This window comes from Bradyrhizobium sp. USDA 4532 (assembly GCF_024171315.1).
Lineage (GTDB): Bacteria > Pseudomonadota > Alphaproteobacteria > Rhizobiales > Xanthobacteraceae > Bradyrhizobium > Bradyrhizobium australafricanum.
Genome location: NZ_JALJZN010000001.1, coordinates 5,360,562 through 5,384,808, shown reverse-complemented (window position 1 = coordinate 5,384,808; position 24,247 = coordinate 5,360,562). Strand labels below are relative to the sequence as shown.

At 64.8% G+C, this 24,247-nt stretch carries 26 protein-coding genes; 16 read left to right on the top strand and 10 right to left on the bottom strand.

Annotated features, from left to right (window positions below):
• Window positions 1-169: 169 nt before the first annotated feature.
• Together mbfA and J2R76_RS24845 are read right to left on the bottom strand one after the other, a co-directional pair.
• Complete coding sequence (gene mbfA, locus J2R76_RS24850) at window positions 170-1,141, bottom strand: iron exporter MbfA (RefSeq protein WP_057016287.1); 972 nt, start codon at window positions 1,139-1,141, stop codon at window positions 170-172.
• A gap of 178 nt (window positions 1,142-1,319) precedes the next feature.
• Complete coding sequence (locus J2R76_RS24845) at window positions 1,320-2,474, bottom strand: alpha/beta hydrolase (RefSeq protein WP_057016286.1); 1,155 nt, start codon at window positions 2,472-2,474, stop codon at window positions 1,320-1,322.
• 102 nt (window positions 2,475-2,576) lie between these two features.
• On the opposite strand from J2R76_RS24845, the gene J2R76_RS24840 reads away from it, so the two are divergent.
• Window positions 2,577-3,083 carry a hypothetical protein gene (locus tag J2R76_RS24840; RefSeq protein WP_229193324.1) on the top strand — a complete coding sequence of 169 codons (507 nt, stop codon included), beginning with the start codon at window positions 2,577-2,579 and terminating at the stop codon, window positions 3,081-3,083.
• Between the two features lie 218 nt (window positions 3,084-3,301).
• Here J2R76_RS24840 and J2R76_RS24835 read toward each other — a convergent pair whose 3' ends face one another.
• Together J2R76_RS24835 and J2R76_RS24830 are read right to left on the bottom strand one after the other, a co-directional pair.
• Window positions 3,302-4,846, bottom strand: a complete 1,545-nt coding sequence (locus tag J2R76_RS24835) for an acyl-CoA synthetase (protein ID WP_168858641.1) — start codon at window positions 4,844-4,846, stop codon at window positions 3,302-3,304.
• A gap of 180 nt (window positions 4,847-5,026) precedes the next feature.
• Complete coding sequence (locus J2R76_RS24830) at window positions 5,027-6,199, bottom strand: acetyl-CoA C-acetyltransferase (protein WP_253625122.1); 1,173 nt, start codon at window positions 6,197-6,199, stop codon at window positions 5,027-5,029.
• A gap of 111 nt (window positions 6,200-6,310) precedes the next feature.
• Here J2R76_RS24830 and J2R76_RS24825 point away from each other — a divergent pair, with 111 nt between their 5' ends.
• From J2R76_RS24825 to J2R76_RS24785, 9 genes are all read left to right on the top strand, one after another.
• Complete coding sequence (locus J2R76_RS24825) at window positions 6,311-7,039, top strand: TetR family transcriptional regulator (protein WP_076832549.1); 729 nt, start codon at window positions 6,311-6,313, stop codon at window positions 7,037-7,039.
• 46 nt (window positions 7,040-7,085) lie between these two features.
• Window positions 7,086-7,844 (top strand): SDR family NAD(P)-dependent oxidoreductase, encoded by a 759-nt coding sequence (locus J2R76_RS24820; RefSeq protein WP_016847447.1) that lies wholly within the window; start codon window positions 7,086-7,088, stop codon window positions 7,842-7,844.
• Between the two features lie 180 nt (window positions 7,845-8,024).
• Window positions 8,025-8,831, top strand: coding sequence for an enoyl-CoA hydratase/isomerase family protein (locus J2R76_RS24815; RefSeq protein WP_168858655.1), 807 nt, complete (start codon window positions 8,025-8,027; stop codon window positions 8,829-8,831).
• Between the two features lie 41 nt (window positions 8,832-8,872).
• Window positions 8,873-10,741 (top strand): AMP-binding protein, encoded by a 1,869-nt coding sequence (locus J2R76_RS24810; RefSeq protein WP_253625121.1) that lies wholly within the window; start codon window positions 8,873-8,875, stop codon window positions 10,739-10,741.
• Window positions 10,742-10,872: 131 nt separating this feature from the next.
• The gene (locus J2R76_RS24805; RefSeq protein ID WP_076832544.1) at window positions 10,873-12,000 is read left to right on the top strand and encodes an acyl-CoA dehydrogenase family protein; all 1,128 of its coding nucleotides are present in this window, start codon (window positions 10,873-10,875) and stop codon (window positions 11,998-12,000) included.
• A gap of 117 nt (window positions 12,001-12,117) precedes the next feature.
• On the top strand, window positions 12,118-13,365 hold the full coding sequence (locus J2R76_RS24800) for an acyl-CoA dehydrogenase (protein ID WP_076832542.1): 1,248 nt from the start codon (window positions 12,118-12,120) through the stop codon (window positions 13,363-13,365).
• 133 nt (window positions 13,366-13,498) lie between these two features.
• Window positions 13,499-14,749, top strand: coding sequence for an acyl-CoA dehydrogenase (locus J2R76_RS24795; protein ID WP_057016278.1), 1,251 nt, complete (start codon window positions 13,499-13,501; stop codon window positions 14,747-14,749).
• Between the two features lie 98 nt (window positions 14,750-14,847).
• A complete protein-coding gene (locus J2R76_RS24790; protein ID WP_168858638.1) occupies window positions 14,848-15,561 on the top strand; it encodes a nitroreductase in 714 nt (237 codons plus the stop codon).
• Window positions 15,562-15,636: 75 nt separating this feature from the next.
• Entirely contained in the window at window positions 15,637-16,047 is a 411-nt protein-coding gene (locus J2R76_RS24785; protein ID WP_057016276.1) for a hypothetical protein, read from the top strand.
• A gap of 212 nt (window positions 16,048-16,259) precedes the next feature.
• Here the strand turns inward: J2R76_RS24785 and J2R76_RS24780 are convergent, their stop codons facing one another.
• Window positions 16,260-17,258 carry a YafY family protein gene (locus J2R76_RS24780; protein WP_253625120.1) on the bottom strand — a complete coding sequence of 333 codons (999 nt, stop codon included), beginning with the start codon at window positions 17,256-17,258 and terminating at the stop codon, window positions 16,260-16,262.
• 82 nt (window positions 17,259-17,340) lie between these two features.
• On the opposite strand from J2R76_RS24780, the gene J2R76_RS24775 reads away from it, so the two are divergent.
• Both J2R76_RS24775 and J2R76_RS24770 read left to right on the top strand, forming a co-directional pair.
• Complete coding sequence (locus J2R76_RS24775) at window positions 17,341-17,988, top strand: glutathione S-transferase family protein (protein WP_057016274.1); 648 nt, start codon at window positions 17,341-17,343, stop codon at window positions 17,986-17,988.
• A gap of 14 nt (window positions 17,989-18,002) precedes the next feature.
• Window positions 18,003-18,437, top strand: a complete 435-nt coding sequence (locus tag J2R76_RS24770) for a DUF6157 family protein (protein ID WP_057016273.1) — start codon at window positions 18,003-18,005, stop codon at window positions 18,435-18,437.
• A gap of 201 nt (window positions 18,438-18,638) precedes the next feature.
• Here the strand turns inward: J2R76_RS24770 and J2R76_RS24765 are convergent, their stop codons facing one another.
• Together J2R76_RS24765 and J2R76_RS24760 are read right to left on the bottom strand one after the other, a co-directional pair.
• Window positions 18,639-19,424 (bottom strand): enoyl-CoA hydratase/isomerase family protein, encoded by a 786-nt coding sequence (locus J2R76_RS24765; protein WP_076832869.1) that lies wholly within the window; start codon window positions 19,422-19,424, stop codon window positions 18,639-18,641.
• Between the two features lie 14 nt (window positions 19,425-19,438).
• Window positions 19,439-20,551: a cyclic nucleotide-gated ion channel gene (locus J2R76_RS24760; RefSeq protein ID WP_057016272.1), complete on the bottom strand. Its 1,113-nt coding sequence runs from the start codon at window positions 20,549-20,551 to the stop codon at window positions 19,439-19,441.
• Between the two features lie 318 nt (window positions 20,552-20,869).
• On the opposite strand from J2R76_RS24760, the gene J2R76_RS24755 reads away from it, so the two are divergent.
• Both J2R76_RS24755 and J2R76_RS24750 read left to right on the top strand, forming a co-directional pair.
• Entirely contained in the window at window positions 20,870-21,538 is a 669-nt protein-coding gene (locus tag J2R76_RS24755; protein WP_016847460.1) for a Crp/Fnr family transcriptional regulator, read from the top strand.
• Between the two features lie 29 nt (window positions 21,539-21,567).
• Window positions 21,568-22,437 (top strand): DUF6537 domain-containing protein, encoded by an 870-nt coding sequence (locus J2R76_RS24750; protein WP_082653713.1) that lies wholly within the window; start codon window positions 21,568-21,570, stop codon window positions 22,435-22,437.
• Window positions 22,438-22,551: 114 nt separating this feature from the next.
• Here J2R76_RS24750 and J2R76_RS24745 read toward each other — a convergent pair whose 3' ends face one another.
• Genes J2R76_RS24745 through J2R76_RS24735 form a run of 3 tightly spaced genes read right to left on the bottom strand, consistent with a single transcriptional unit; the run spans window position 22,552 to window position 23,197 of the window.
• Window positions 22,552-22,770, bottom strand: a complete 219-nt coding sequence (locus J2R76_RS24745) for a hypothetical protein (RefSeq protein ID WP_057016270.1) — start codon at window positions 22,768-22,770, stop codon at window positions 22,552-22,554.
• A gap of 51 nt (window positions 22,771-22,821) precedes the next feature.
• On the bottom strand, window positions 22,822-23,034 hold the full coding sequence (locus J2R76_RS24740) for a hypothetical protein (RefSeq protein WP_016847463.1): 213 nt from the start codon (window positions 23,032-23,034) through the stop codon (window positions 22,822-22,824).
• A 25-nt stretch (window positions 23,035-23,059) separates the two neighbouring features.
• Window positions 23,060-23,197, bottom strand: coding sequence for a hypothetical protein (locus tag J2R76_RS24735; protein WP_253604911.1), 138 nt, complete (start codon window positions 23,195-23,197; stop codon window positions 23,060-23,062).
• Window positions 23,198-23,558: 361 nt separating this feature from the next.
• Here J2R76_RS24735 and J2R76_RS24730 point away from each other — a divergent pair, with 361 nt between their 5' ends.
• Both J2R76_RS24730 and J2R76_RS24725 read left to right on the top strand, forming a co-directional pair.
• Entirely contained in the window at window positions 23,559-23,765 is a 207-nt protein-coding gene (locus J2R76_RS24730) for a hypothetical protein (protein ID WP_253625119.1), read from the top strand.
• 92 nt (window positions 23,766-23,857) lie between these two features.
• The gene (locus J2R76_RS24725; RefSeq protein WP_016847466.1) at window positions 23,858-24,220 is read left to right on the top strand and encodes a PRC-barrel domain-containing protein; all 363 of its coding nucleotides are present in this window, start codon (window positions 23,858-23,860) and stop codon (window positions 24,218-24,220) included.
• Window positions 24,221-24,247 lie beyond the last annotated feature (27 nt).

Sequence of the window (24,247 nt, the reverse complement as noted above, 5' to 3'; positions counted from 1 at the left end):
TTTGATCGGAATTGCTCTGCTCTACCTCGCCCCGCTTGCGGGGAGAGGTCGCCGCGCGCTTGCGCGGCGGGTGAGGGGGTACAGGTACGTCGACTTGCGTCACGTGTGGATATGGCCCCTCACCCCAACCCTCCCCGTAAGAACGGGGAGAGGGAGAATTGAACCGTTGCTACGCCGCGCCGATCAGGATGCCGACCGCGAGCACGATCGCGCCGCCGAGCACGATCTGGAATACCGCCTGCAGGAACGGCGTGTCCATGTAGCGCGCGCGGATGAAGGCGATCGCCCACAATTCGAAGAACACCACGATCCCGGCGATCGCGGTCGCGATCCAGAATGCGTTCGGCCAGGCATCGGGCACCAGATAGGGAATGGTGTGGCCGAGCCCGCCGAGCGTCGTCATCAAGCCGCAGGTCAGGCCGCGCAGCCAGGGCGAGCCGCGGCCGGTCAGCGAGCCGTCGTCGGACAGCGCCTCGGCAAAGCCCATGCTGATGCCGGCGCCGATCGAGGCGGCAAGCCCGACCAGGAAGGTTTGCCAGTTGTGATGCGTTGCGAAGGCGGCGGCGAACAGCGGCGCCAGGGTCGAGACCGAGCCGTCCATCAATCCGGCGAGACCCGGCTGCACATATTGCAGCACGAACATCCGCCGCCGCGTGCGGTCTTCCTCGGCGCGCACGTCCGGCTTGAGGATCTCGCCGGTCAGCTTCACCGCGAGCTTCTCGTGGCCCTTCTCCTCCTCGGCGAGATCGCCGAGCAGCCGCCGCACGCCGACATCCTCGGCCTTCTCGGCGGCTTTGGCATAGAAGCGCTCGGCTTCCAACTCCATGGTCTCGACTTCCTTGCGGATGGTGTCGAGCGGCAGGTTCTTGGTGAGCCAGATCGGGCGGCGGCGCAGGAAGCCTTTGACGTCCTCGCGCCGGATCGGCGGCAGATGCGCCCCGAAGCGCTGCTCGTAGGTTTCCAGCAGTCGGTGGCGATGGCCGCGCTCCTCCTCGGCCATCTCCTCGAAAATCTTGGCGGTATCGGGATAGCGCCCGGCGAGATCCTCCGCGAACGTCATGTAGATGCGGCTGTCCTCCTCCTCGGAGGCGATCGCGACCGCCAGCACCTCGCGCTCGGTCAGATCGGCAAAGTTCTTCACGGCAACGCCTTGTTCACAGAGTTTAAAATTAGAATAGTTCTAAACTATAGGGTTGCACCGGCGCCGGGTCAAATCCGGATCGGCCCGGATTCGCTGTTGCAGCACCGGCAAGCCGCGCGGGTTGAGCGAAGAAAACGCCTGAGATCAACGGGATGCGACGCGACGGCCGAACGGGAATCTAGCGCTGTGCGCCGGCGTCTCGCAGGAATGTGAGCAGCAGCCGGCTCACCTCATCGGGCTGCTCCTGCTGCACCCAGTGGCCGGCACCGTCGACCAGATGACAGCCGATCATGTTGGTGCAGGCTTTCGTCTGCATCGCCTCGAACACGCCAGGCCGCTGATAGGTGCCCCAATCCTGTTTGCCCGAAATGAAGGCGGACGGCTGGTCGATCGTGCGGCCGCTCCAGGTCTGTAGCTCCGGGACGAACGCCCCCGAGGTGCCGCAGCGATACCATTGCAGCCCGCCCTGGAATCCGGTCCGCTGATATTCGGCGCTGTAATATGCGAGCTCGCTATCCGGCAGCCACGTGTTGGCGGCGATCGCCTCGCGTGACGGCATCTCCTCGGCGACGGTCGCGGCCATGTCCTTGGCGATATCCATCACGTAATAGGTCGGCAGTTTTGCCAGTTCGCCTGCCGACCAGGATTGCAGCGGATACGGCTTGTTGTCTTTCCAGTCCGCGCTTTTGTGGTGGTAATAGGCACGCAGGAAGTCGTGCACGCCCTGCGGCGCGCGATGCATGTCGTCACTGGCCGGGCGCGTCGAATAGTACCATTGGTAGTGCTTGCGCGGCCGCGGCAGCGCGGCGAGCTCGCGATGCACGGGGTCGTCGGTCGCTGGCTTTGTCGGCGCGCTCGCGGTGTTGAACGGCAGCGACGGTGGCCCCGAAAACGGCGCGCTCATCATCACCACCGCGCGGAACACGTCGGGCCGGATCAGTGCGCACCACGCCGCAACCGACGAGCCGAAATCGTGCCCGATCACCGCATCGACGTGCTTGTAGCCGAACGCAGCGACCAGCCCGAGCGCATCGCGCACCAGATTGGGCAGGCGGAATGACGCAAGATCGCCGTCATACTCCGCACTCCACCCTGATGTGCGGCCATAGCCGCGCTGGTCCGGCGCGATCACATGATAGCCGGCGGCGGCGAGCTTCGGCATCACCTTGCGCCAGGAGAACGCCAGCTCCGGAAAGCCGTGCAGCAGCAACAGGCAGGGCCGGCCGGATGTTTCGAAGCCCGCTTCCAGCACATGCATGCGCAGGCCGTTGATCCCGTCGACATAACGCGAGCGGATGGTGGAGGGCAGCGGGATGTCGGGGAGGGCTGGCATCGGAGATCACCTGTTTGGCATCGCCGCACAACCAGCGCATTTCGCTGTATGCTGGCGGCCATTGTTTCACGATAGCAACTTTGCCCAGGGGATGCATACCGCATGCGCCACGCCAGGATTGCAGAGCTGACCGGCTCGATGTCGCGCCTCGGTCTGACGGTCGTGGCCGCAAGCTTGATGCTGGCATCGGCCGTGCGTGCCGCCGACATCAAGCAACTGACCGAAAGACTGCCGCACGCCTATATCGGCGAATTCCTGTGGGACGGTGACACGACGGTGCAGCACCTCGTCATCACCTTCGACAAGGTGCAAGCGCTGAACGAGCAGAACGCGGAAGCGCGCGGCTGCGGGTCATACGAGGTCGGCGGTCACGTAACCAAGATCGGCGTGCAGATGTTCATCCGGCTGTCCGATCTCGAGGTCGAGCTGTTTGAGCGGTCGCCCGACGACAGTGGATCGTTCGAGACCGAGGGCAGCCACCGCGGCAAGCTGTCGGAGGATTTTCAGCAGATCGATGCGCAGTGGACCACCACGGCAAATGGCAAGCACGGCCAACTGCATCTGCGCGCCGCGGCGTCTGCCGCTTGCGAACCGGCGGCGGAGTTGTAGGTCGGCGGGGTGCGCGCAAGCGGCGTCCCGCGTGCGCTCTTCATCCTCCACCGGACCATTTGCACTATTTCGGAATATTGGAAATCTATCTCTGAGTTGCCCGACGTGTCAAGCTGCCTTGTCGAACGCGGGCAGCCGCCAGCTCCTTTGCATGGGGTTGTTTTCGATATTTTGGCCGCGGCGCGACGACGGCCCCTCCGGGGAGCGGCGAACCGCGGTCACGGCCTGGCAGGCACCTTCGGCCAATAGCGGTCGCGCAGATGGCGCTTCACCAGTTTGCCGGTCGGCGTGCGCGGCAGCTCTTGCTCGAAGTCGATGCTCTTGGGGCATTTGATCGGCGACAGATGCTGCCGGCAGAACGCGATCAGCTCGGCCTCGAGCTCCTTGCCGGCCCTGGTGATGTCGTGCGGCTGCACCACGGCCTTGACCTCTTCGCCCATCTCCTCGTTCGGCACGCCGAACACCGCGACGTCGGACACCGCCGGATGCGTGATCAGGACGTCCTCGGTCTCCTGCGGATAGATGTTCACGCCGCCGGAGATGATCATGTAGCTCTTGCGGTCGGTCAGATAGAGGAAGCCCTCTTCGTCGAGGTAGCCGACATCGCCGAGCGTCGACCAGCCCTTGGTGTTGTAGGCCTTCTTCGTCTTCTCCGGATCGTTGTGATAGGAGAACGCCGGCGCGTCGGCGAAAAAGACCTGACCGATCTGGCCGGTCGGCGCTTCCTCGTCGTTCTCGTCGAGGATCTTGACCTTGCCGACCACCGCGCGGCCGACCGTGCCGCGGTGGGTCAGCCATTGCTGCGAGGTCGAGACCGTGACGCCATTGCCTTCGGAGCCGGCGTAATACTCGATCAGGATCGGTCCCCACCATTCGATCATCTTGGCCTTGACGTCGACCGGGCAGGGCGCCGCGGCATGGATCGCGCCTTTCAGCGACGAGACCTTGTAGCGTGCGCGCACTTCGTCGGGCAGCTTCAGCATGCGCACGAACATGGTCGGCACCAGCTGCGACTGCGTCACCTTGTGCTTCTCGACCTGCTTCAGAAATTCCTCGGCGTCGAAATGCTCCATGATGACGGAGGTGCCTCCGAGCACGGTGGCCATCATGTTGAAGCGCAGCGGGGCCGCGTGATAGAGCGGCGCCGGCGACAGATAGATGCTGTCGGCATTCATGCCGCACATGTCGGCGGTGAGAATGCGCAGGAACGGGTTCGGCACGTCGATCCGGTTGCCTTCGAACTGCTTCTTGATGCCCTTGGGTCGGCCGGTGGTGCCGGAGGAATACAGCATGTCGTAGCCGGCGACCTCGTCGGCAACCGGCGTGGTCGGCTGCGCGCCGGCTTCCTTGTCGTAGGAGCGGAAGCCCGGTGAGGGCTCGTCCATCATGTAGAACAGCGGCTCGCCCGCTTCGCCCTTGATCAGGCCCTTCACCTTGTCGGCGCACTGCGGGGTGGTGATGAACACCTTCGCGCCGCAGTCCTTGATGATGTAGGCGATCTCTTCTTCCGTCAGATAGCGGCTGATCGCCGTGTAATAGAGACCCGAGCGCTGCGCTGCCCAGCAGATCTCCATGAATGCGAGCCGGTTTTCCATCAGCAGCGCGATGTGGTCACCGGCCTTCAGGCCGAGCGAGCGGAACAGATGCGCGCCCTGGTTCGAAAGCTCGTCGAGCTCGCGATAGGTGATGGCCTTGCCGGACGCCGCCATCTGATAGGCGATCTTGTTCGGATGGGTGCGCGCGTGGATCGACGGATGGGTCATTGTGTTTCCTCGGAGCATCAATAGTGGTCGTCCCCGCGAACGCGGGGACCCATAACCACCAATTTTTCTTGTTGGACTGAGTTGTGGCCCCAGCCGCGCCTAACCACAAACGGCTGTGGTTATGGGTCCCGGCCTACGCCGGGACGACATCATTGTTGTGGCCGCTGATGCGGACTTTTCTTACAGCCGCTCGACAATCGTCACATTCGCCATGCCGCCGCCTTCGCACATGGTCTGCAGGCCGTAGCGCTTGTTGCGCTGCTTGAGGGCATGCAGCAGCGTCGTCATCAGCTTGGTGCCGCTGCCGCCGAGCGGATGGCCGAGCGCGATCGCGCCGCCGTTGACGTTGAGCCGGGCCGGATCGGCGCCGGTGGTCTTCAGCCAAGCGGTCGGCACCGAGGCGAAGGCCTCGTTGACCTCGAAGAGATCAATGTCGTCAATCTTCATGCCGGCCTTCTGCAGCGCGCGCTGGGTTGCCGGCAGCGGCGCTTCCAGCATGATCACGGGGTCGCCGCCCATCATGGTGAGGTGATGGATGCGCGCCATCGGCTTGACGCCGAGCGCCTTCAGGCCCTTCTCGTTGACGACCATGACGCCGGAGGCGCCGTCGCAGATCTGGCTGGCGCTCGCCGCGGTGAGCTTGCCGTTCTCGGCGATCAGCTTGACGCCCTTGATGCCGTCGAGGCTGGCGTCGAAGCGGATGCCTTCGTCGATGTGATGGGTGTCGGTCGAGCCGTCGGCGCGGGTGATCTTGACCGGCACGATCTCGTCCTTGAAGTGGCCGGCTTGCGTGGCCGCGATCGCGCGCTGATGGCTGTCATAGGAGTATTCGTCGAGCTCGTCCTTCGACAGGCCGTACTTCTCGGCCATCATCTCCGCGCCGGTGAACTGGCTGAACACGATGTTGGGATATTTCGCCTCGATGCCCGGGCTCTTGTAGTGGCCGAAGCCGTTCTTGGCGGGCAGCGAGGAGGCGAGGCCCATCGGCACGCGGGTCATCGATTCCACGCCGGCGGCGATCACGCAGTCCATCGTGCCAGACATCACCGCCTGCGCCGCGAAGTGCAGCGCCTGCTGCGAGGAACCGCACTGGCGGTCGATCGAGGTCGCCGGCACGCTCTCCGGCAGCTTCGAGGCCATGACAGCGTTGCGCGCGATGTTGGTGGACTGCTCGCCGGTCTGCATCACGCAGCCCATGATCACGTCCTCGACCTGCGCGGGGTCGGCGCCGGTGCGCTCGACCAGCGCATCGAGCACGGTCGCGGCCAGATCGGCCGGATGCCAGCCGGCGAGGCGTCCTCCCTTGCGGCCGCCCGCGGTGCGAGCGGCGGCGACGATATATGCCTCGGCCATGTCTGATCTCCCTGATGTTTCCGGATTGGGCGGTCTGAAAGTTGGGCCGGATTTAAGGGGTGGCTCAGCATTTAGTCAATCAATCAATTAACTCTTGAGTGCGGCCCCGCCATGGGCTTATGTGCGGCCTCGATTTACCGTCGACCCCTGACACAGAGCGGGACCAGAGCGCAGTTGAATACCAGCGTACCGACGAAACTTCCGGCCGGCAAAAATGCCACCGCCGACAAGCTTTTGGTTGCGGCCAGTGAGCTGATGATCGAGCGCGCCTCGATCGAGGTCTCGTTGTCCGACATCGCGCAGAAGTCGGGCGTCAACGCCGCGCTGGTGAAATATCATTTCGGCAACAAGGACGGGTTGTTGCTGGCGCTGCTGGCGCGCGACGCCGCCACCGAGATATCGCAACTCGAATATCTCATCAGCCAACCGATCACGCCGTCCGCAAAATTGCGGCTGCATATCGGCGGCATCATCCGCGCCTATCACCAGTTCCCCTATATGAACCGGCTGATCCATTATCTCCTGCACGAGAGCTCGCCTGCCGCTGCGAACGAGGTGTCGAAATTCTTCGTCGCGCCGCTTTTGGATTTTCACCGCCGGCTGCTCGCAGAAGGCATCAAGGCCGGTGAATTCCGCAAGATCGATCCGGTGCTGTTCTACACCAGCCTGATCGGCGCCTGCGATCATCTGTTCTTCGGCCGCCACGCGATGTCGCGCGCGGTCGGCGTCGGTCCGGTCACCGACGAGGTCTGCCGCGATTACATCAAGCACATGGAAGCCTTGATCTTCGGCGGCGTGCTCAATCCCGATAAGGAAACGGCAGCAGTCGCCGCCGGATAACAAAGTTCGAGTCTAGAGAAGAAACGCCCAAGGAAAGGTTGTATCCATGCAGTTGAAAGACGTTGCCGTTCTCATCACCGGCGGTGGCTCCGGCCTTGGTGCCGCAACCGCGCGCGCCATGGCCGCCAAGGGCGCCAAGATCGGCGTGATCGACCAGAACAAGGAAAACGCTGAGAAAGTCGCCGCCGAGGTGAAGGGCGTCGCGCTGCATGCCGACGTCACCGACGAGGACGCGATCAAGGCTGCGATCGCCAAGGCCGAGGCCGCGCACGGCATCGCGCGCGTGCTGATGAACTGCGCCGGCATCGGCGGTTCGCAGCGCATCGTCGGCAAGGACGGCGTCTATCCGCTGGCAAAGTTCGTCCGCATCATCAACGTCAATTTGATCGGCACCTTCAACGTGCTGCGCCTGTTCGCCGAGCGGCTGGCGACCGAAGCCCCGATCGGCGAGGAGCGCGGCGTCGCGATCAACACCGCATCGGTCGCGGCCTATGAAGGCCAGATCGGCCAGATCGCCTATTCCGCCTCGAAAGGCGGCGTCGTCGGCCTCACGCTGCCGGCTGCGCGCGACCTCGCCAGCCTGAAGATCCGCGTCAACACCATCGCGCCGGGCCTGTTCCTGACGCCGCTGTTGATGGGTCTGAACGAGGAAGCGCGTAAGAGCCTCGGCGCCCAGGTGCCGCATCCGGCCCGCCTCGGCGATGCCTCGGAATACGGCAATCTCGCGGTCCACATCGTCGAGAACCCGATGCTCAACGGCGAAACCATCCGCCTCGACGGCGCCATCCGCATGGCGCCGCGCTAACGGCGAATTCCGCTGTCGTCCCGGCCTTGCGCGCAATTGCGCGCTGGAGCCGGGACCCATACTCCGCGGCGTCTGTAACAGGCAAGCTGGCAGACACCGCGCAAAACAACAAAAGCCTGTGGTTATGGGTCCCGGCTCGCGTTTCGCTTGGCCGGGACGACGGTCGGGAGGACCATGCGCGTGTCTCAGCCGCTGCTGATCGAACATCACGACGGGGTCGATTGGGTCACGCTCAATCGTCCCGAGAGCCTCAACGCACTCGACCCTTCGCTGATCGACGCGCTCAACGTCTATTTCCAGGGCCTGCAGCGCAATCGCGACACCCGCGTCGTGGTGCTGAAGGGCGCCGGTGCGAATTTCTGCGCCGGGCTCGATCTCAAGCACGCGATGGCGCGCCGTGGTGGACAGACCGAGCCGCCCGGCGTCACGGAGTCGCTGGACTCGCAGCGGCGCATCGCCGACATCGTGATGCTGATGCGGCGCGCTCCGCAGCCGATCATCGCGCTGGTGCAGGGCGCGGCCGCCGGCGGCGGCTTCGCGCTGGCGCTTGCCGCCGACATCCGCATCGCGGCGAAGAACGCGCGGATGAATTGCGCCTTCATCAAGCTCGGTCTCGGCGGCTGCGATATCGGCACCAGCTATTTCCTGCCGCGCCTCGTCGGTGTGTCGGTTGCGTCCGAATTGATCCTCACCGGGCGCTTCATCCATGCCGACCGCGCGCTTGCGGTCGGCCTGGTGTCCGAGGTGGTCGAGGTCGCCGATCTTGATGCTGCGGCCAATCCTTATGTCGAGGCGATGATGACGGCCTCGCCGGTCGGTCTCCGCCTCTCGAAGGAATGCATCAACATGAGCGTCGATGCCGGCTCGATCGAGGCCGTGATTGCGATGGAGGATCGCAATCAGGTGCTGTGCAGCCGCTCGGAAGATTTCCAGGAAGGCATCAGGGCCTTTCTCGAGAAACGAAAGCCTGTCTATATCAGGCGCTGAGAACAGATCCTCAAAAGGACAAGAATTCCGGGAGACGCAAAATGGATGGAGACGCGGCGATGCTGACGAAACCTGCCTTTCGCAAGGTGGATTGGCTCGCACGTGACATCGCGGTCGAGCGGCGCGGTGACGGCACCGTCGTCCTGAAGTCGCGGATTCCGCTCCAGGCCTACGAGACGCATATTCCGGCCTATCTCGCCAAATGGGCGGCGCAGGCGCCGGAGCGGATCTGGCTCGCGCAACGCGGTGGTCCCGACCGCCAATGGCGCAAGGTCTCCTATGGCGAAGCCAAGCGCACCGTCGATGCGCTGACGCAAGGCCTGCTCGATCTCGGCGGCGGCGACGGCCGGCCCGTCGCGATCCTGTCAGGCAATTCGATCGAGCACGCGCTGATGACGCAGGCCGCGATGCAGGCGCGGCTGCCGGCCGCGCCGGTGTCGCCGGCCTATTCGCTGATGAGCCAGGATCATCTCAAGCTTAAATACCTGTTCAACCTGATCAAGCCGGCCGTCGTGATGGTGCAGGACGGCCCGACCTTCGAGAAGGCGATGAAGGCGATCGATCTCACCGGCATCACGGTCGTCCACGTCCTGCGTCCCTGCGAGGGCATCAGGAGCGCGGCCTTTGCCGACCTCGCGGCAACGCCGGTGACGGCTGCGGTCGGCGAGTCCATCGCGAAGATCACGCCCAGGACCGTCGGCAAGCTGCTGTTCACCTCGGGCTCGACCGGCATGCCCAAGGCCGTCATCAACACCCAGGAGATGATGTGTGCCAACGCGGCGATGATGATGCAGGTGCGCCCGCGTGAAACGGAGGGACCGATCGCGACGGTGCTCGACTGGATGCCGTGGAATCACACCATGGGCGGCAACGCCGCGTTCAATCCGGTGCTGGTCGATGGCGGCACGCTCTATATCGACGACGGCCGGCCGATGCCGGGCCAGCTCGAGGAGACCATCAGGAACCTGCGCGAGGTGTCGCCGACCTATTACGCCAACGTGCCGGCCGGCTATGCGGCGCTCGCCGCCGCGATGGAGAAGGACGAGGCGCTGTGCGCGAGCTTCTTCAAGAACCTCTCGATCATGGCCTATGGCGGCGCCCGGCTGCCCGACGATCTCTATGACCGCATGCAGGCGCTGGCGGTGAAGACCACGGGCGAGCGCATCGTGTTCTACACCGGTTGGGGCTCGACCGAGACCGCGCCGACCTCGACCGGCACCTATTGGGACACCGAGCGCGTCGGCCTGATCGGCCTGCCGTTCCCTGGCGTCGAGCTGAAGATGGTGCCGTGCGGCTCGAAATATGAATTGCGGCTGCGCGGCGTCAACGTCACGCCAGGCTATTTCGGCCAGCCGGACCTCACGGCCAAGATGTTCGACGAGGAGGGCTTCTACTGCATCGGCGACGCCGGCGTGTTCGTGAACCCCGAAGACCCGCTGCAGGGCATCATCTTTGCCGGCCGGGTGGTCGAGGATTTCAAGCTGACCACCGGCACGTTCGTGCATGTCGGCTCGTTGCGCACCGATGCGATATCAGCCGCGACGCCGGTCGTGCATGACGCGCTGGTTGCGGGGCAGGACCGTGAGTTCATCGGCCTGCTGTGCTGGCCGAACCTGCACGCCTGCCGCCAGCTCGTCGGCAATGCCGATGCCAGCTACGAGGACGTGATCCGGCATCCCGAAGTGCTTGCCTGCCTGAAGAAGGGTTTGCAGGCGCACAATGCGTCCACCACCGGCAGCAGCATGCGTATCGCGCGTGCGATGCTAATGGTCGAGCCGCCGTCGATCGACGGCAACGAGCTCACCGACAAGGGCTACATCAACCAGCGCGCCGGCCTCGAACGCCGCGCCGCACTGGTCGAGAAGCTGTATGCCGGCAAGCCCGGCGACGACGTGATCATCTTGAACTGATCCTACGAAAGCAAACGCGTCATTTCGGGGCGCGCGAAGCGTGAACCCGGAATCCAGAGGTTCCTTACGTCGAGATTCCGGGTTCGATGCTGCGCATCGCCCCGGAATGACAGCAAGAAAAGGTAAGCGCCATGAATTTCGATTTCTCCGACGAACAGAAGCAGATGCGCGACGAGGCGCGGAAATTCCTCAGCGAACAGTGCCCGCCGAAAGCCGTGCGCGAGGTGCTCGACGGCAAGGCGCCTTACGACAAGGCGCTGTGGAAGGGCCTCGCCGAGATGGGCTTCCTTGGCGTTGCGATCCCGGAACAGTTCGGCGGTGCGGGCGCCGGCCATCTCGAGCTCTGCGTGATCGCGGAGGAAATGGGCCGCGCGCTGGCGCCGGTGCCGTTTTCCTCCACCGTCTATCTCGCCGCCGAAGCGATCCTGATCGCAGGCAGCGACGCGCAGAAGCAGAAGTGGCTGCCGAAGATCGCCGCGGGCGAAGCCATCGGCACGCTGGCGCTGTTCGAAGGCAAGGGCAACCCGTCGCCGAAAGCGATCAAGCTCACGGCCAATGGCGGCGTGCTCAACGGCGTCAAGAAGCCGGTGCCGGATGGCGCGATCGCCGATTTCGCCGTTGTCGCCGCGCGCACCGGCTCGAGCGGACGCGAGTCCGATATTTCCCTGTTCATCGTCGATCTCAAGGCCGGCGGCGTCGAGGTCAAGTCGCTCACCAACATCGACCTGACCCGCGGCCAGGCCGAATTCACCTTCAAGGATGCGAAGGCCGAGCCGCTCGGCGCTACCGGCGAGGGCTGGAGCGTCATCTCCCAGGTGCTGGATCGCGCGGCCGTGTTGACGGCATTCGAGCAGGTCGGCGGCGCCGACCGCGCGCTGGAGATGGGCCGCGACTATGCGCTTGATCGTATTGCCTTTGGCCGTCCGATCGGCTCGTTCCAGGCGGTCAAGCACATGCTGGCCGACATGTATGTGTCGGCGACGCTGGCGCGCTCAAATTGCTACTACGGCGCCTGGGCGCTCTCGACCAATGCCGGCGAATTGCCGGAAGCCGCCGCCGCCGCGCGCATCAGCGCGACGCAGGCGTTCCAGCACTGCGCCAAAAACAACATCCAGGTTCATGGCGGCATGGGCTTCACCTGGGAGTTCGACTGCCACATGTACTACCGCCGCGCCAATGCGGTGGCGCTCGGTCTCGGCAGCCTGTCCTATTGGGAAGACGCGCTGATCGACCGCATGCGCAAGAAGAACGCGGCGTAACGATACGATTCGTCATTCCGGGGCGCGCGTAGCGCGAACCCGGAATCCAGAGGTTGGGAATCGAGATTCCGGGTTCGATGCTGCGCATCGCCCCGGAATGACGGAAAGAAAGCCACCATGAATTTCGATGACACCCCGCAGGAGGCCGCATTCCGCGCCGAGGCGAAAGCCTGGATCGCGGCCAATGCACCGAAGCAACATGAGGACGAGCTGCGCAAGGCCTCGCTCGGCCGTGTTGCGCTCAAGGGCGCCAACATTCTCGAGGTCGCGAAGGCCTGGCAGAAGAAGAAGGCCGATGCCGGCTGGGCCTGCCTGCACTGGCCGAAGGAGTATGGCGGCCGCGGCTCGTCGCCGATCGAGCGCGTGATCTGGCAGCAGGAGGAGGGCCCGTTCGGCCGCCTTAGCTCGATGTTCATCATCGGCCACGGCATGTGCGGCCCGACCATGATGGCGTTCGCCGGCGAGGAGCAGAAGCGCAAATATCTGCCGCCGCTTGCCTCCGGCGAGAAGATCTGGTGCCAACTGTTCTCCGAGCCGGCCGGCGGCTCCGACGTCGCCGGCCTGCGCACCCGCGCCGAGAAGCATGGCGACGAGTGGGTGATCAACGGCCAGAAGATCTGGACCTCGGGCGCGCATTATTCCGACTACGGCATCTTGCTCACCCGCACCGACCCGACCGTGCCCAAGCACAAGGGCCTCACCATGTTCTTCCTGGACATGAAGAGCCCGGGCGTCGAGGTCAGGCCGATCAAGCAGGCGAGCGGCGCCTCCGACTTCAACGAGGTCTATTTCACCGACGTGCGCATTCCGGACTCGCAGCGGCTCGGCAATGTCAATGACGGCTGGAACGTGTCGCTGACCACGCTGATGAACGAGCGGATGTCGATCGGCGCCGGTGTCGCCACCGGCTTTCCCGAGCTGTTCGACTTCTGCAACAGCCTGATGCTGGAGGACGGCCCCGCGATCGAGAACCGCGCGGTGCGCTCCAAGCTCGCCAACTGGGCCGTGAAGGCGAGCGGGCTGAAATACACCAGCATGCGCGCGATCTCGGCGCTGTCGAAGGGCGAGCGTCCGGGACCGGAGAATTCGATCGGCAAGCTGGTCGCCGGCTCGATGATCCAGGACGTCGCGACCTATGCGCTCGATCTGCAGGGCGCGGCCGGCGCGCTGAACGGGATTGAGGATGCCGAGGTCGCCGGCAAATTCCAGGCGATGCTGCTGCGCGCGCCGGGCACCCGCGTCGAGGGTGGCACCGACGAGATCATGCGCAACATCATCGCCGAACGCGTGCTGGGCCTGCCCGGCGACATCAGGGTCGACAAGGACGTCCCCTTCAACAAGATCCCGACCAAGGGAAGAGCTTAACCGTCGTTCCGGGGCGGCGCGAAGCGGCGAACCCGGAACTCGAGCGACATAACTTCTAGATTCCCCGATGCGCAACCGCGCATCTGAGGTTCGCGCTGCGCGCGCCCCGGAATGACAAAGAAAAGGAGCCGCCATGAATTTCGATGACACGCCGCAGGAAGCCGAGTTCCGCGCCATCGCCCGCAACTGGATCGCGGCCAATGCGCCGAAGGAGTTCGAAGAGGAGCTCTCGAAGTCGTCGCTCGGCCGTATCAGGCTCGCCAGGCACGACATGGTCGAGGTCGGCAAGGCTTGGCAGAAGAAGAAGGCCGAGGGCGGCTGGGCCTGCTTGCACTGGCCGAAGGAATATGGCGGCCGCGGCGCCACCCCGATCGAGCGCGTGATCTGGCAGCAGGAAGAGGGCGTCTACGGCAAATTGACCCAGCCGTTCCAGATCGGCGAGGGCATGTGCGGCCCGACTGTGATGGCCTGGGGCAGCGAGGATGCCAAGCGCCGCTATCTGCCGAAGCTCGCCTCCGGCGAGGAGATCTGGTGCCAGCTGTTCTCCGAGCCGTCGGCCGGCTCCGACGTCGCGGGGCTGCGCACCCGCGCCGAGAAGAAAGGCGACAATTGGGTCGTCAACGGCCAGAAGATCTGGACGTCAGGCGCGCATTACTCCGACTACGGCCTCCTGATCGCGCGCACCGATCCGAATGTCCCGAAGCACAAGGGCCTCACGATGTTCTTCCTCGACATGAAGAGCCCCGGCGTCGAGGTGCGGCCGATCAAGCAGGCCAACGGCATGCAGGAGTTCAACGAGGTCTATTTCACCGACGTCGTAATCCCGGACAGCCAGCGGTTAGGGGCGGTCGGCGAGGGCTGGAGCGTGTCGCTGACCACGCTGATGAACGAGCGCATGTCGATCGGCGCGCGGCTCGCCACCGGCGTGCCCGAGATGTTCGAGTTCTGCTCCAATTTGATGCTGGAGGACGGTCTTGCGATCGACGATCCGGCGGTGCGCTCCCGACTTGCGAGCTGGGCGGTGAAGGCGAGCGGGCTGAAATACACCAGCTACCGCGCCATCTCGGCGCTGTCGAAGGGCGAGCGACCGGGCCCGGAAAACTCCATCGGCAAGCTCGTCTCCGGCCTGATGCTGCAGGATATCGCGACCTATGCGATGGACCTTGAAGGCGCGGCGGGCAGCCTCACCGGCACCGATGAGGAGCAGGCCAACGGCCAGTTCCAGCAGATGCTGCTGTCGTCGCCCTCGATGCGCATCGCCGGCGGCACCGACGAGATCCTGCGCAACATCATCGCCGAGCGCGTGCTGGGCCTGCCCGGCGACATTCGCGTCGACAAGGATGTGCCCTACAACAAGATCCCGACCAAGGGGCGGGGTGGTTAGTCGTCATTCCGGGGCGATGCGAAGCATCGAACCCGGAATCTCGAGATTCCGGATTCACGCTTCGCGTGCCCCGGAATGACGAAAAAAGAGGATATATCATGGACGCGAAGACACCGAACCCGCGCTACGCGACCGAGGACCGTATCGGCGCGCTCGAGGAATTGCTCAACGAGCGCTACTCGGTGCGCGCGTTCCAGCCGCGCGAGGTGCCGCGCGAGGTCATCGAGCACATTGTGTCGACCGCGCAGCGCACCGCATCCTGGTGCAACAGCCAGCCTTGGCAGGTGCTGATCGTCTCCGGCGAGGCCAAGGAGCGGTTTCGCAAGGCGATCTATGCCGAGGCGTCGCGCGGCCTCGGCGAGGATTACGACTTCACGCCGCCGCGCGAATATGTCGGGGTCTATCTGGAGCGCCGCCGCGAAAGCGGTTTCCAGCTCTACAACACGCTCGGCATCGCGCGCGGCGACAAGGCGGCCTATGCAAAACAGGCGCTGGAGAACTACAATTTCTTCGGCGCGCCGCACATTGCCGTGATCCACACCAATGAGCCGCTCGGCATCTATGGTGCGATCGACTGCGGCGGCTATGTCTCGAACTTCATGCTGGCGGCGCAGGCGCTCGGGCTCGGCACCATCCCGCAGGCGGCGATCGCGCGCCATTCCGGGCTGATCCGTCGTCATTTCAACCTGGCCGACGATCGCCGGGTTGTCTGCGGTATCTCGTTCGGCTATGCGGATCACGCGCAAAAGGTGAACAGCTACCGCACGTCGCGCGCGACCGTGGAAGACACTGTCACATTCGTCGATGTATAATTTCCTCAAGGCGGGAAGGTCGGTTCACTCCCCGCCGAGGACAAGAAAAGCTACAAAGAAACGACAAGAACAAAAATGGCGAATAACGCCTCCCTGACGCCGGCTGAGATCAGCTGGCAGCTGCACCGTCTGCCTGCACTCGAGCGCGACGCGTTCATCGCCGCGCATTACCTGGGACAGGGCGTTGCCTGGAAGACCCGCTTCTTCGACGCGATCGACTGGGGCGCGGGCTCGGTGCTGCAATTCAGCTTCCTGCAACGCGGCTGGCATCGCCATTCGCGGCTCGACAATCCGATCTATGCCTATATCGACATCGAGCAACATCCGGAAACCCGCGGCCTGCGTCGCGGCCGGCGGATCGATCTTGAGGGCACGATCAAGGGCGTCGACTTCGTGACCGGGATTACGCTGACGCTGGAGCGGTTCGAGATCCTGCCGGTCAATTTTTTCGACCGCTTCGTGATCAGCTCCGACAGCCGCTACTAGCAAGCAGCGAACCGCAGACTCTGCTCCACCTCGCCCGCGCGCGGGGAGAGGTCGGAACGCATCGTTAGATGCGTTCCGGGTGAGGGGGCTCAGCAAGCGCAGCTATCACCGTATGCGCGGAGACAGCCTCTCACCCCAACCCTCTCCCCGTAAGAACGGGGCGAGGGAGCGCACTGCTCCTGCGGCTCCATTCAACCCAATCTCATTACGCTTCAGCGTCCCGCCACCGCGCGGCGGGCTGGCGCGTCGGCATAGCGCGCGGCCATCGCGCCCGTCAGCTCGGCCATCTTCTCGCGCAACTCTAACGGCGCGACCACTTCGGCCTCGGCGCCGAGCCGCAGCAGCTCGGTCGCCGCATGCCACACCGTCTTGCCGACCGGCATGGTGGCGAGCCGCCAGCCGTCGGCGTCGGTGCCATCAGTGAGCCGCATCCGCGCCTTCACGTAAGGGTGGGCCAGCGCATCGAACAGTTTCAGCCCGAGCGGCGACAGCCGCACCGTGGCCTCGTTCGGATGCAGCTCGGCCTCCAGCCGCTCGATCGAGGCGCGCCAATAGGCGGCGAGGTCGAACTCCGCCGGCCACGCGAACGGCGTCTCCAGCGCGGTGCAATCCAGTACGCGCGCGACGCGGTAGGTGCGCACATTGCCGTCGACGAGGCCGGCGAGATACCAGCTGCCGCCCTTCAGCACGAGGCCGAGCGGCGCCACGCGCCGCCGCTTCTCGGCTTTCCAGCTCTGGTAGCGGATCTCGAGCATGGTCTCGCGCAGCACGGCGCCGGCGATGGCGCGCAGATGCTCCGGCTCCTCGGTCTCGCCGAACCAGCCGGGCGCGTCGAGATGGAAGCGCTGCTGCATCCCTCTCACGTTGGGCCGCAGGTTCTCCGGCAGCGCCGCCATCAGCTTGGTCTGCGCCGCCACCATCGCGGCATCGAGGCCAAGCGCGGCGGCGGGCCCCGGGAGACCGGCCATGAACAGCGCCTCGGCCTCGCCCTGCGACAGGCCGTTGAGCCGGACGCGATAGCCGTCGAGCAGGCGATAGCCGCCCTCGGCACCGCGGTCGGCATAGACGGGAACGCCGGCGGCGGCGAGCGCGTCGATGTCGCGGTAGATCGTGCGCACCGAAACCTCGCAGGCCTCCGCAAGCTCAGGCGCGGTGACCTGCCCCCGCGCCTGCAGGGTGGTGAGGATGGAAAACAGCCGGCTCGCGCGCATGGCTGGATCATACCTGACACAAGATGTCAGGTATAGGCGGACATAAGGAGGCCATGCCCCCGACGGCGCAAGGAGACCCGCCATGACCACCACTACCGACCGCGTCACGCTGTATTATTCGCCGCAAAGCCGCGCCACCGGCACCCGCGTGCTGCTGGAGGAACTCGGCGCGCCGTATAACCTGCACGTCCTGAACATGAAGGCCGGCGAGCAGCGCAAGGACGCCTATCTCGCCATCAATCCGCTCGGCAAGGTGCCGGCGATCCGCCATGGTGACGCGCTGGTCACCGAGCAGGTCGCGATCTTCATCTATCTCGCCGATCTGTTTCCGCAGGCCGGCCTGACGCCGGCGCTGAACGATCCGCGCCGCGGCCCGTATCTGCGCTGGATCGCCTATTACGGCGCATCGTTCGAGCCGGCCGTGATCGACCATTTCATGAAGCGCGAGCGCGCGCCGATCACGCAGTCGCCCTATGCCGATTACGACACCATGCTGGGCGCGCTGGAATCGCAACTGGCAAAGGGGCCCTATCTGCTCGGCGAAGAGATCACGGCGGCCGACATCCTCTGGGGCATCGCGCTCTCTTGGACCATGATGTTCGGCATCGTGCCGAAAAGGGACGTGTTCGTCCGCCATGCCGAGCGCATCGCCGCGCGCCCGGCCTTCCAGCGGATATCGAAGGCTGACGACGAGATGGCGGCGCAGCATGCCGCGGCCGCCGGGGTGTGATACGGATCGGGCCGATGGCGAAAGTCCTGCACAGCACCAACTGCTTCAACACCCTGATCCGCGTCGCGGAGGACTGCCCGGCGCAGCGCGGCGAGGAGCCGCAGTTGCGCGGCGGCCAGCCGACGGTTGCCGTGCTGCAATACCGGATGATCGCGGGCGCGCCCTACAAGTACACCTCCGACGATGTGGTGTTCGCGACGTCGGCGGCCGGCCGCGTGCTCGATGCGAAAGCAGCGAAGAAGGCGCGCAGCCTCGCCCGCGAGACGTTCTTCTCGCGCGGCCAGGCCTGCATGCGCGCCTCGCCGCTCGGCAAGCGTTTCGGCTGGGGTGTCCATGCCGACGCCGAGGGCCGCATCGCGCTCTACGCCGTCGACAGCAAGCGCTACCAGGCACTCGCCGCGGATCCTGACATCGCGCAGGTCCGCGCGATGCGGTCGAAGCGGGCGTGAAGAGGCACTGCTCTCATCCTCCCCTGGAGGGGGAGGATCGGTTCGCATGCAATGCGAACCGAGGTGGGGTGATCTCTCCACTCGGGCACCGTTCGTGCTGAGAGATCACCCCACCCCGTCTCACATTCCGCTGCGCTCCATGTGACCCGACCCCCCCCCCCCCTCCAGGGGAGGGTGAAGGGTGTGCCGTGCGAACAATCGCTAAAACCGCGGCGCCCGCTTCTCGGCGAAGGCCTTGATGCCTTCCTTGATCTCGTCGCCGCGCATGCTGTCGCGGTGGCGGGCGTCGGCGGCGGCTTCATCCAGTGCGCCGCGGGCGAATTCGTTGATTGCGCGCTTCATGCCGGCCATCGCCTTGGGCGCGTTGCCCGCTAAAATCGTCGCGAGCTTGTCGACTTCCTCGTCGAGCAGGTCGAGCGATACCATCGCGGTGAGGTAGCCGATCCGCAGCATCTCCGGCGCCGATATCTTCTGCGCGGTCAGGAACAGCATCCTGGCGTTGTCGACGCCAAGCCGCGTGACGTAGCGCTGGATGCCGCTCTTGTAATAGTGCAGCCCGAGCCGCGCCGCCGGCATGAACATCTCGGCGGTATCGACGCCGATGCGGAAGTCGCAGGCGAGCGCGAGGTCGGTCGAGCCGCCATAGACCCCGCCATTGAGCCGGCAGATCGTCGGCACGCTGAGATCCTCGAGGCGGTTGACCACGACCTCGAACGCCGAACCCGCGCTCTGTTGTTCGCTGGCGCTCACCGCACGCTCGGCGACGGAGTTGAGGTCGTAGCCGGCGGAGAATGCGCGGCCGGTTCCGGTCAGCACCAGCACGCGGATCGCGGGATCGGCCTCGATCCGGTCGAACAATGTCAGCAACTCGCCGAGGTCCTCGGCCTGCAGGCGGTTGAGATGCTTCGGCCGGTTGAGGCGGATCGTTGCGCGTGCGCCCGCGATTTCGAGCACGGGTCCGCTGGCGGTGTCGGCCGCGTCAGCCATCTTGGTCTCCATCATTATTGATTCTCACGTTCGCGCCGCTTGGCCTCGGCGTCGATGGTCTCGGCGAGATCGGGATGCCTTGCCATCAACAGGCGGAAATCGACCAGGTCAAGCACCAACAGCCTGGTCACCTTGCTGGTCGAGACGCTGGCGCCGCGCTTGGTGTTGCCTAGCAACGCCATCTCGCCGAAGAACTCGCCTTCGCCAAGCTTCACCTTGCGCCCGGGCAGGTCGACCTCGACCTCGCCGGCGGCGACGAAATACATGCAGTCGCCATTGGTGTCCTTGCGGATGATCATGGTGCGCGGCGGCAGGTCCATGGTCCGCAGCATTTGGGTGACGTCGGCGATCGCGGCCGGGCCGAGATGCGCGAAGAACGGCACCTTGCTGACGGTCTCCCAGGTTCTCAAGAAATTGTCGCGGCGGGTTTCGGCGGCAAAACCGGTCGCCAGGATACCGGTCCACAGCCCGAACACGCCGAGGCCCGAGATCATCACCATGGCGGCGACCACGCGGCCGAGCGGGGTGATCGGCACCACGTCGCCGTAGCCGGTCGTGGTCAGCGTCACCACCGCCCACCACAGCGCCGCCGGCACGCTGCCGAAGGTCTGCGGCTGGACGTCCCGCTCCAGGAAATATTCCGCAACGGAGGCCAGGAACACCACCATCAGGAAGATCACGAGCACGCTGAGCAGCGGCCCGGATTCCACCACCAGCACGCGCCGGAGCTGGCGCAGGCCGGGAATGCCCGGCACCACCTTGAGCACCCAGAGCACGCCGAGCAGCCAGGCGGTTTTCGGCTCGACTCCGGACAGCAAGGCCACCGGCACGGCCAGCGCGCCGATCGCGTCGACCACGCCGGCGCTGGACAGCGCGTAGAACCAGAATTTGCCCTGCCGGCCCATGTGGCGCAGCCGCACCAGCCATTCGAATACGAAATAGGCAAGGCAGGCCCACAGCAGCGCATCCACCCAGCGCGGCGCCGCGTCATGGGCCGGCGCGACCGTCAGCAGCGTCATCATGGCGACACCGGCCGCGACGGCGACATAGGCCGCCGTGGTCATGTTGCGGCCGGCGGTGGCGGAAACGAAGCGCGTCAGGGCCGGAAGGACGAGCCGCTTGGACATCGGAACGAAGCTTGCCTGTCGATGAATTGCTGGAATTGAGGCCCTGCGAACGGCAGAGCCGATGTCACAACGTGCCCCTCCCGGTTGAGGCCGTCAACGCGCAGGCCATGGCGGGATGCTCGCGGCGGAAGACCGATCAGTTGGACGAAAGGCCTAACCATGTTGGCCCGATTTTGCGCCCGCGAATGTGAGAAATCGGACAAAACGTCGCTTTTTCCCCGTATATCAGGGATGCTGGTTCGCCGATGCGACCTTGGCCGGAATGAAGCGACTAATAAGGCGATCTTATTCACTTCTTGAGAAATTGGTTGGTTTCCGATGGATACCTCACATCTCGCGGAGCACGCAGGCGCCGCCGGCAGTTTCTTCGCATCGATCTTCGTGGTTGCCACGCTGTCGATGCGGACCATGATCCCGTTGCGCGTCTTCGCCATCCTGACCAACATCATCCTGATCGCGACCGCCGTCCCGACCCACAATTACGCGACGCTGATCCTGCATGCCGTGCTGCTGCCGGTGAACACCTATCGGCTGCACCAGATGCTGCAACTGGTCCGCAACGTGAAGAAATCGGTCAACAGCGATCTGTCGATGGAATGGCTGAAGCCGTTCACGACGGAACGCAAATGCACCGCGGGCGAAGTCCTGTTCTACAAGGACGAGAAGGCCGACAGCATGTTCTACATTGTCAGTGGCCGCTTCCGCCTGGTCGAATCCGGCATCGAGCTGCCGGTCGGCGCCCTCGTCGGCGAGTTCGGCATGCTGTCGCCGTCGAACACGCGAACCCAGACGCTGGAGTGCGTCGAGACCGGCATGGTGCTGTCGGTGACCTATGACCAGGTCGAGCAGCTCTACGTCCAGAACCCGGCGTTCGGCTTCTACTTCCTGCGCCTCGCCAGCGCCCGCCTGTTCCAGAATATCTCGACGCTCGAGCAGCAGCTCGCGCAGCACGCCACCCCACAGGTCGCGGAGCCCAAACCTGCATGAGCCCCGTGACGAGTTCTGGAGGCGCCGCAGTGGCGGATGACGACGGTCTCCTGGCTTCGCTCCGTTACCTCTTTGCCGATATCATCGGCGATGAGGACGAGGGGCCGCCGGTGCTGCCCGACGCCTGCCCGGACCATCTCGGGCCGGCCGTCACCAAGGCCATCGATCTGTTGATCGCCTATCAGAGCACGAGCTACGCCCAGCTCTATATCGACCGGCTCAAGCGCTTCGTCGGCCGCCGCGGCGTTGACGACGCCCTGCTTGCCGAGATCGCCCGCCTGATGGCGGAGCGCATGGCCTATGAGGACGCGATCCGCATCGCGCAGCTCAAGCTTGGCGAAGTCAGTGCGGTGGGCGGCCTTGCGGCGCGCTCGGCCGACGACGTCAAGAAGTTTCGCCTTGACGAGTTGATCGACGCCCTGCCGGCGGTGGTCGCCGATCCGGTGCTCGGCGTGCTGGATCAGTTCGGCTGGCGGCGTCGCCGGGTCTCGATCCGCTTCAGCGCGAACAACCGCTTCAGCGTTCGCCGGCTCAGGATCGAAGCGGGCCTGAAGCGCTGGCGGCTGTTCTCGGGACGCTATGCCAGGGAGCGCGTCTGGGTCGAGCGCTGGCTGCACATGATCGACCGCAGCCTGACCAAGCAGCCGAGCGCCGCCCCGGCGGTCGTGCAGACCGCGACCATGATCCAGGGTTACGGCGATCCCTACCGCCAGGGCATCGCGGACTGGCACGTGATCATCGACGGGCTCGCCAAGCCGACCTTCGACGGCGTGCTCGTGCTCCCCGACCTTGCCGGCGCCATTGCGGAAGCGCGCGCTGCCACCATGCCCGATCCGCGGCAGGCAGCGCTGAAGCGCAAGATCGCGGAGATCCGCGCTCGGGCGCCGGCGGTGTCGTAAGAACCTTCGCCGTCATTGCGAGGAGCGAAGCGACGAAGCAATCCAGTTCCCCGCTTGCGGCGCTGTGGATTGCTTCGCTTCGCTCGCAATGCAGCGGGAATCTGCCGAAGCTATCTACTGCTTGATGTGCGGCGGCTCGTCGTAGCCGCGACGGCTGGAATAAAACAACAGGCCCATCAGGCCGATGCAGACCGCGGCCAGAAGCGCAATGCCGATCGTAAACACCACGATGCCGTAGGTCGGCACCGGAGCATCCACGGTCAGGCCTTCATAGGCGTAGGCGCCGACGGCGGCCAAAAAGGCCAGCAGGCCGATACTGATTGCAATGCGCATGCGTAGCTGCCTCTGCTGAGGGCCGAGGGCAACAGGCACTTACGCCGGTTTTCACGCCGCGGCGGTGGCCTTGGCCAACGCCTGCCGTCCGGCTTCGGTCAGCTCGGAAAGCGTCGTCCTGCCGCTCTTGGCGCATTTGATGATGTATCGGGCAACGCGGCGGCGGGTGTCATGTTCCTCGCCGTGAGGTGCGTCTGCGCAAACGCGATCGAGCGCAACGTTCATGGCGAAGAGCGTGCGTGAGTCAAACCGTTCCTCGATCATCGCAGCTCTCCTTTGCGACTCGCGGCTACTTGCGGAACGTCAGCCATTCGCTGACTTCCATCACCGTCTCGGTCTGTCTGGCCTTCTTCATCAGCATTTCGCGTTCCCGTCCCGGCGGCAGCTTGCGTGCCGCAATGCGCGAATCTTCGGCGAATTTTTGCAAGCGGTTTTCGAACGATCCGGGAGGCCGCGACCTGTTGCGCTTCTTCTTGATCATGCCGTCTCCGAGCTGGAACCAGCAATACTAGGCTTGTTCCCCGGATGCCGTCGTTAACCCATGACATCGGTCGAATTGAAAAAACGCGCGCCGGAAATTGCGACCCAAAATCGGGACCTGAGATCGCGACCCGGGATCGCGAAGATCGCAGGAACGATCTTCGGCGCTCTGCGTAACACCCGTGCGTTCGCTGCTTTGCTCCCCGAAAGGCGGTGGACCACTCCGGTGACGGGCCTCGGCGAATTTGATCGCCGGGGCCCGCATGTCTTCAGGCAAGGCAGCCAAGGCAACAAGAAGGACATAAGCAGTGGCACATTCCAATCAGGGTATCGTCAAAGACGACAAGGGGCAGGAGCAGCCGGCCGACAAGCAGCGCGCGCAGGCCGCGCACAAGACCGACCCGCGAAAGTCGAATGCGCGCGAAGCGACGCGTGATCCGAAATTGAACGATGCCGACAAGACACTGGGATCCGGCATGACATCGGACGACCGGGGCGATCCTCCAACGGGCTGAACGGCGTTCTGCTTTTGCAGCAATCGCGGCAATGCGGCAGGAACGATGACCCGGGTTGACCGTTGGCGTCGAGGGATCAATGGAGAATCGACATGGCGATGGACGAGAAGGAGGTCGGAAACCTGATCGGCAGCGACAAGGTCGAGGGCACCGCGGTCTATGGCTCCGACGAGCGCAAGATCGGCTCGATCGAACGGGTGATGATCGACAAGAAGAGCGGGCGGGTGTCTTACGCCGTGCTCGGTTTCGGCGGCATTCTCGGTCTCGGCAACGACCATTATCCGCTGCCCTGGCAGTCGCTCAAATACGATACGAGGCTGGGCGGCTATGTCACCGGCGTCACCGAGAGCCAGCTGCGCGGCGCGCCGAAATACGGCAGCGAGCGCGAGTGGAATTGGTCCGATATCGGCACCACGCGCGCGGTGAACGACTACTACGGCGTGCCGTTCGTCTGAACGTCCCTTAGACGTCCCCCTGAGCCG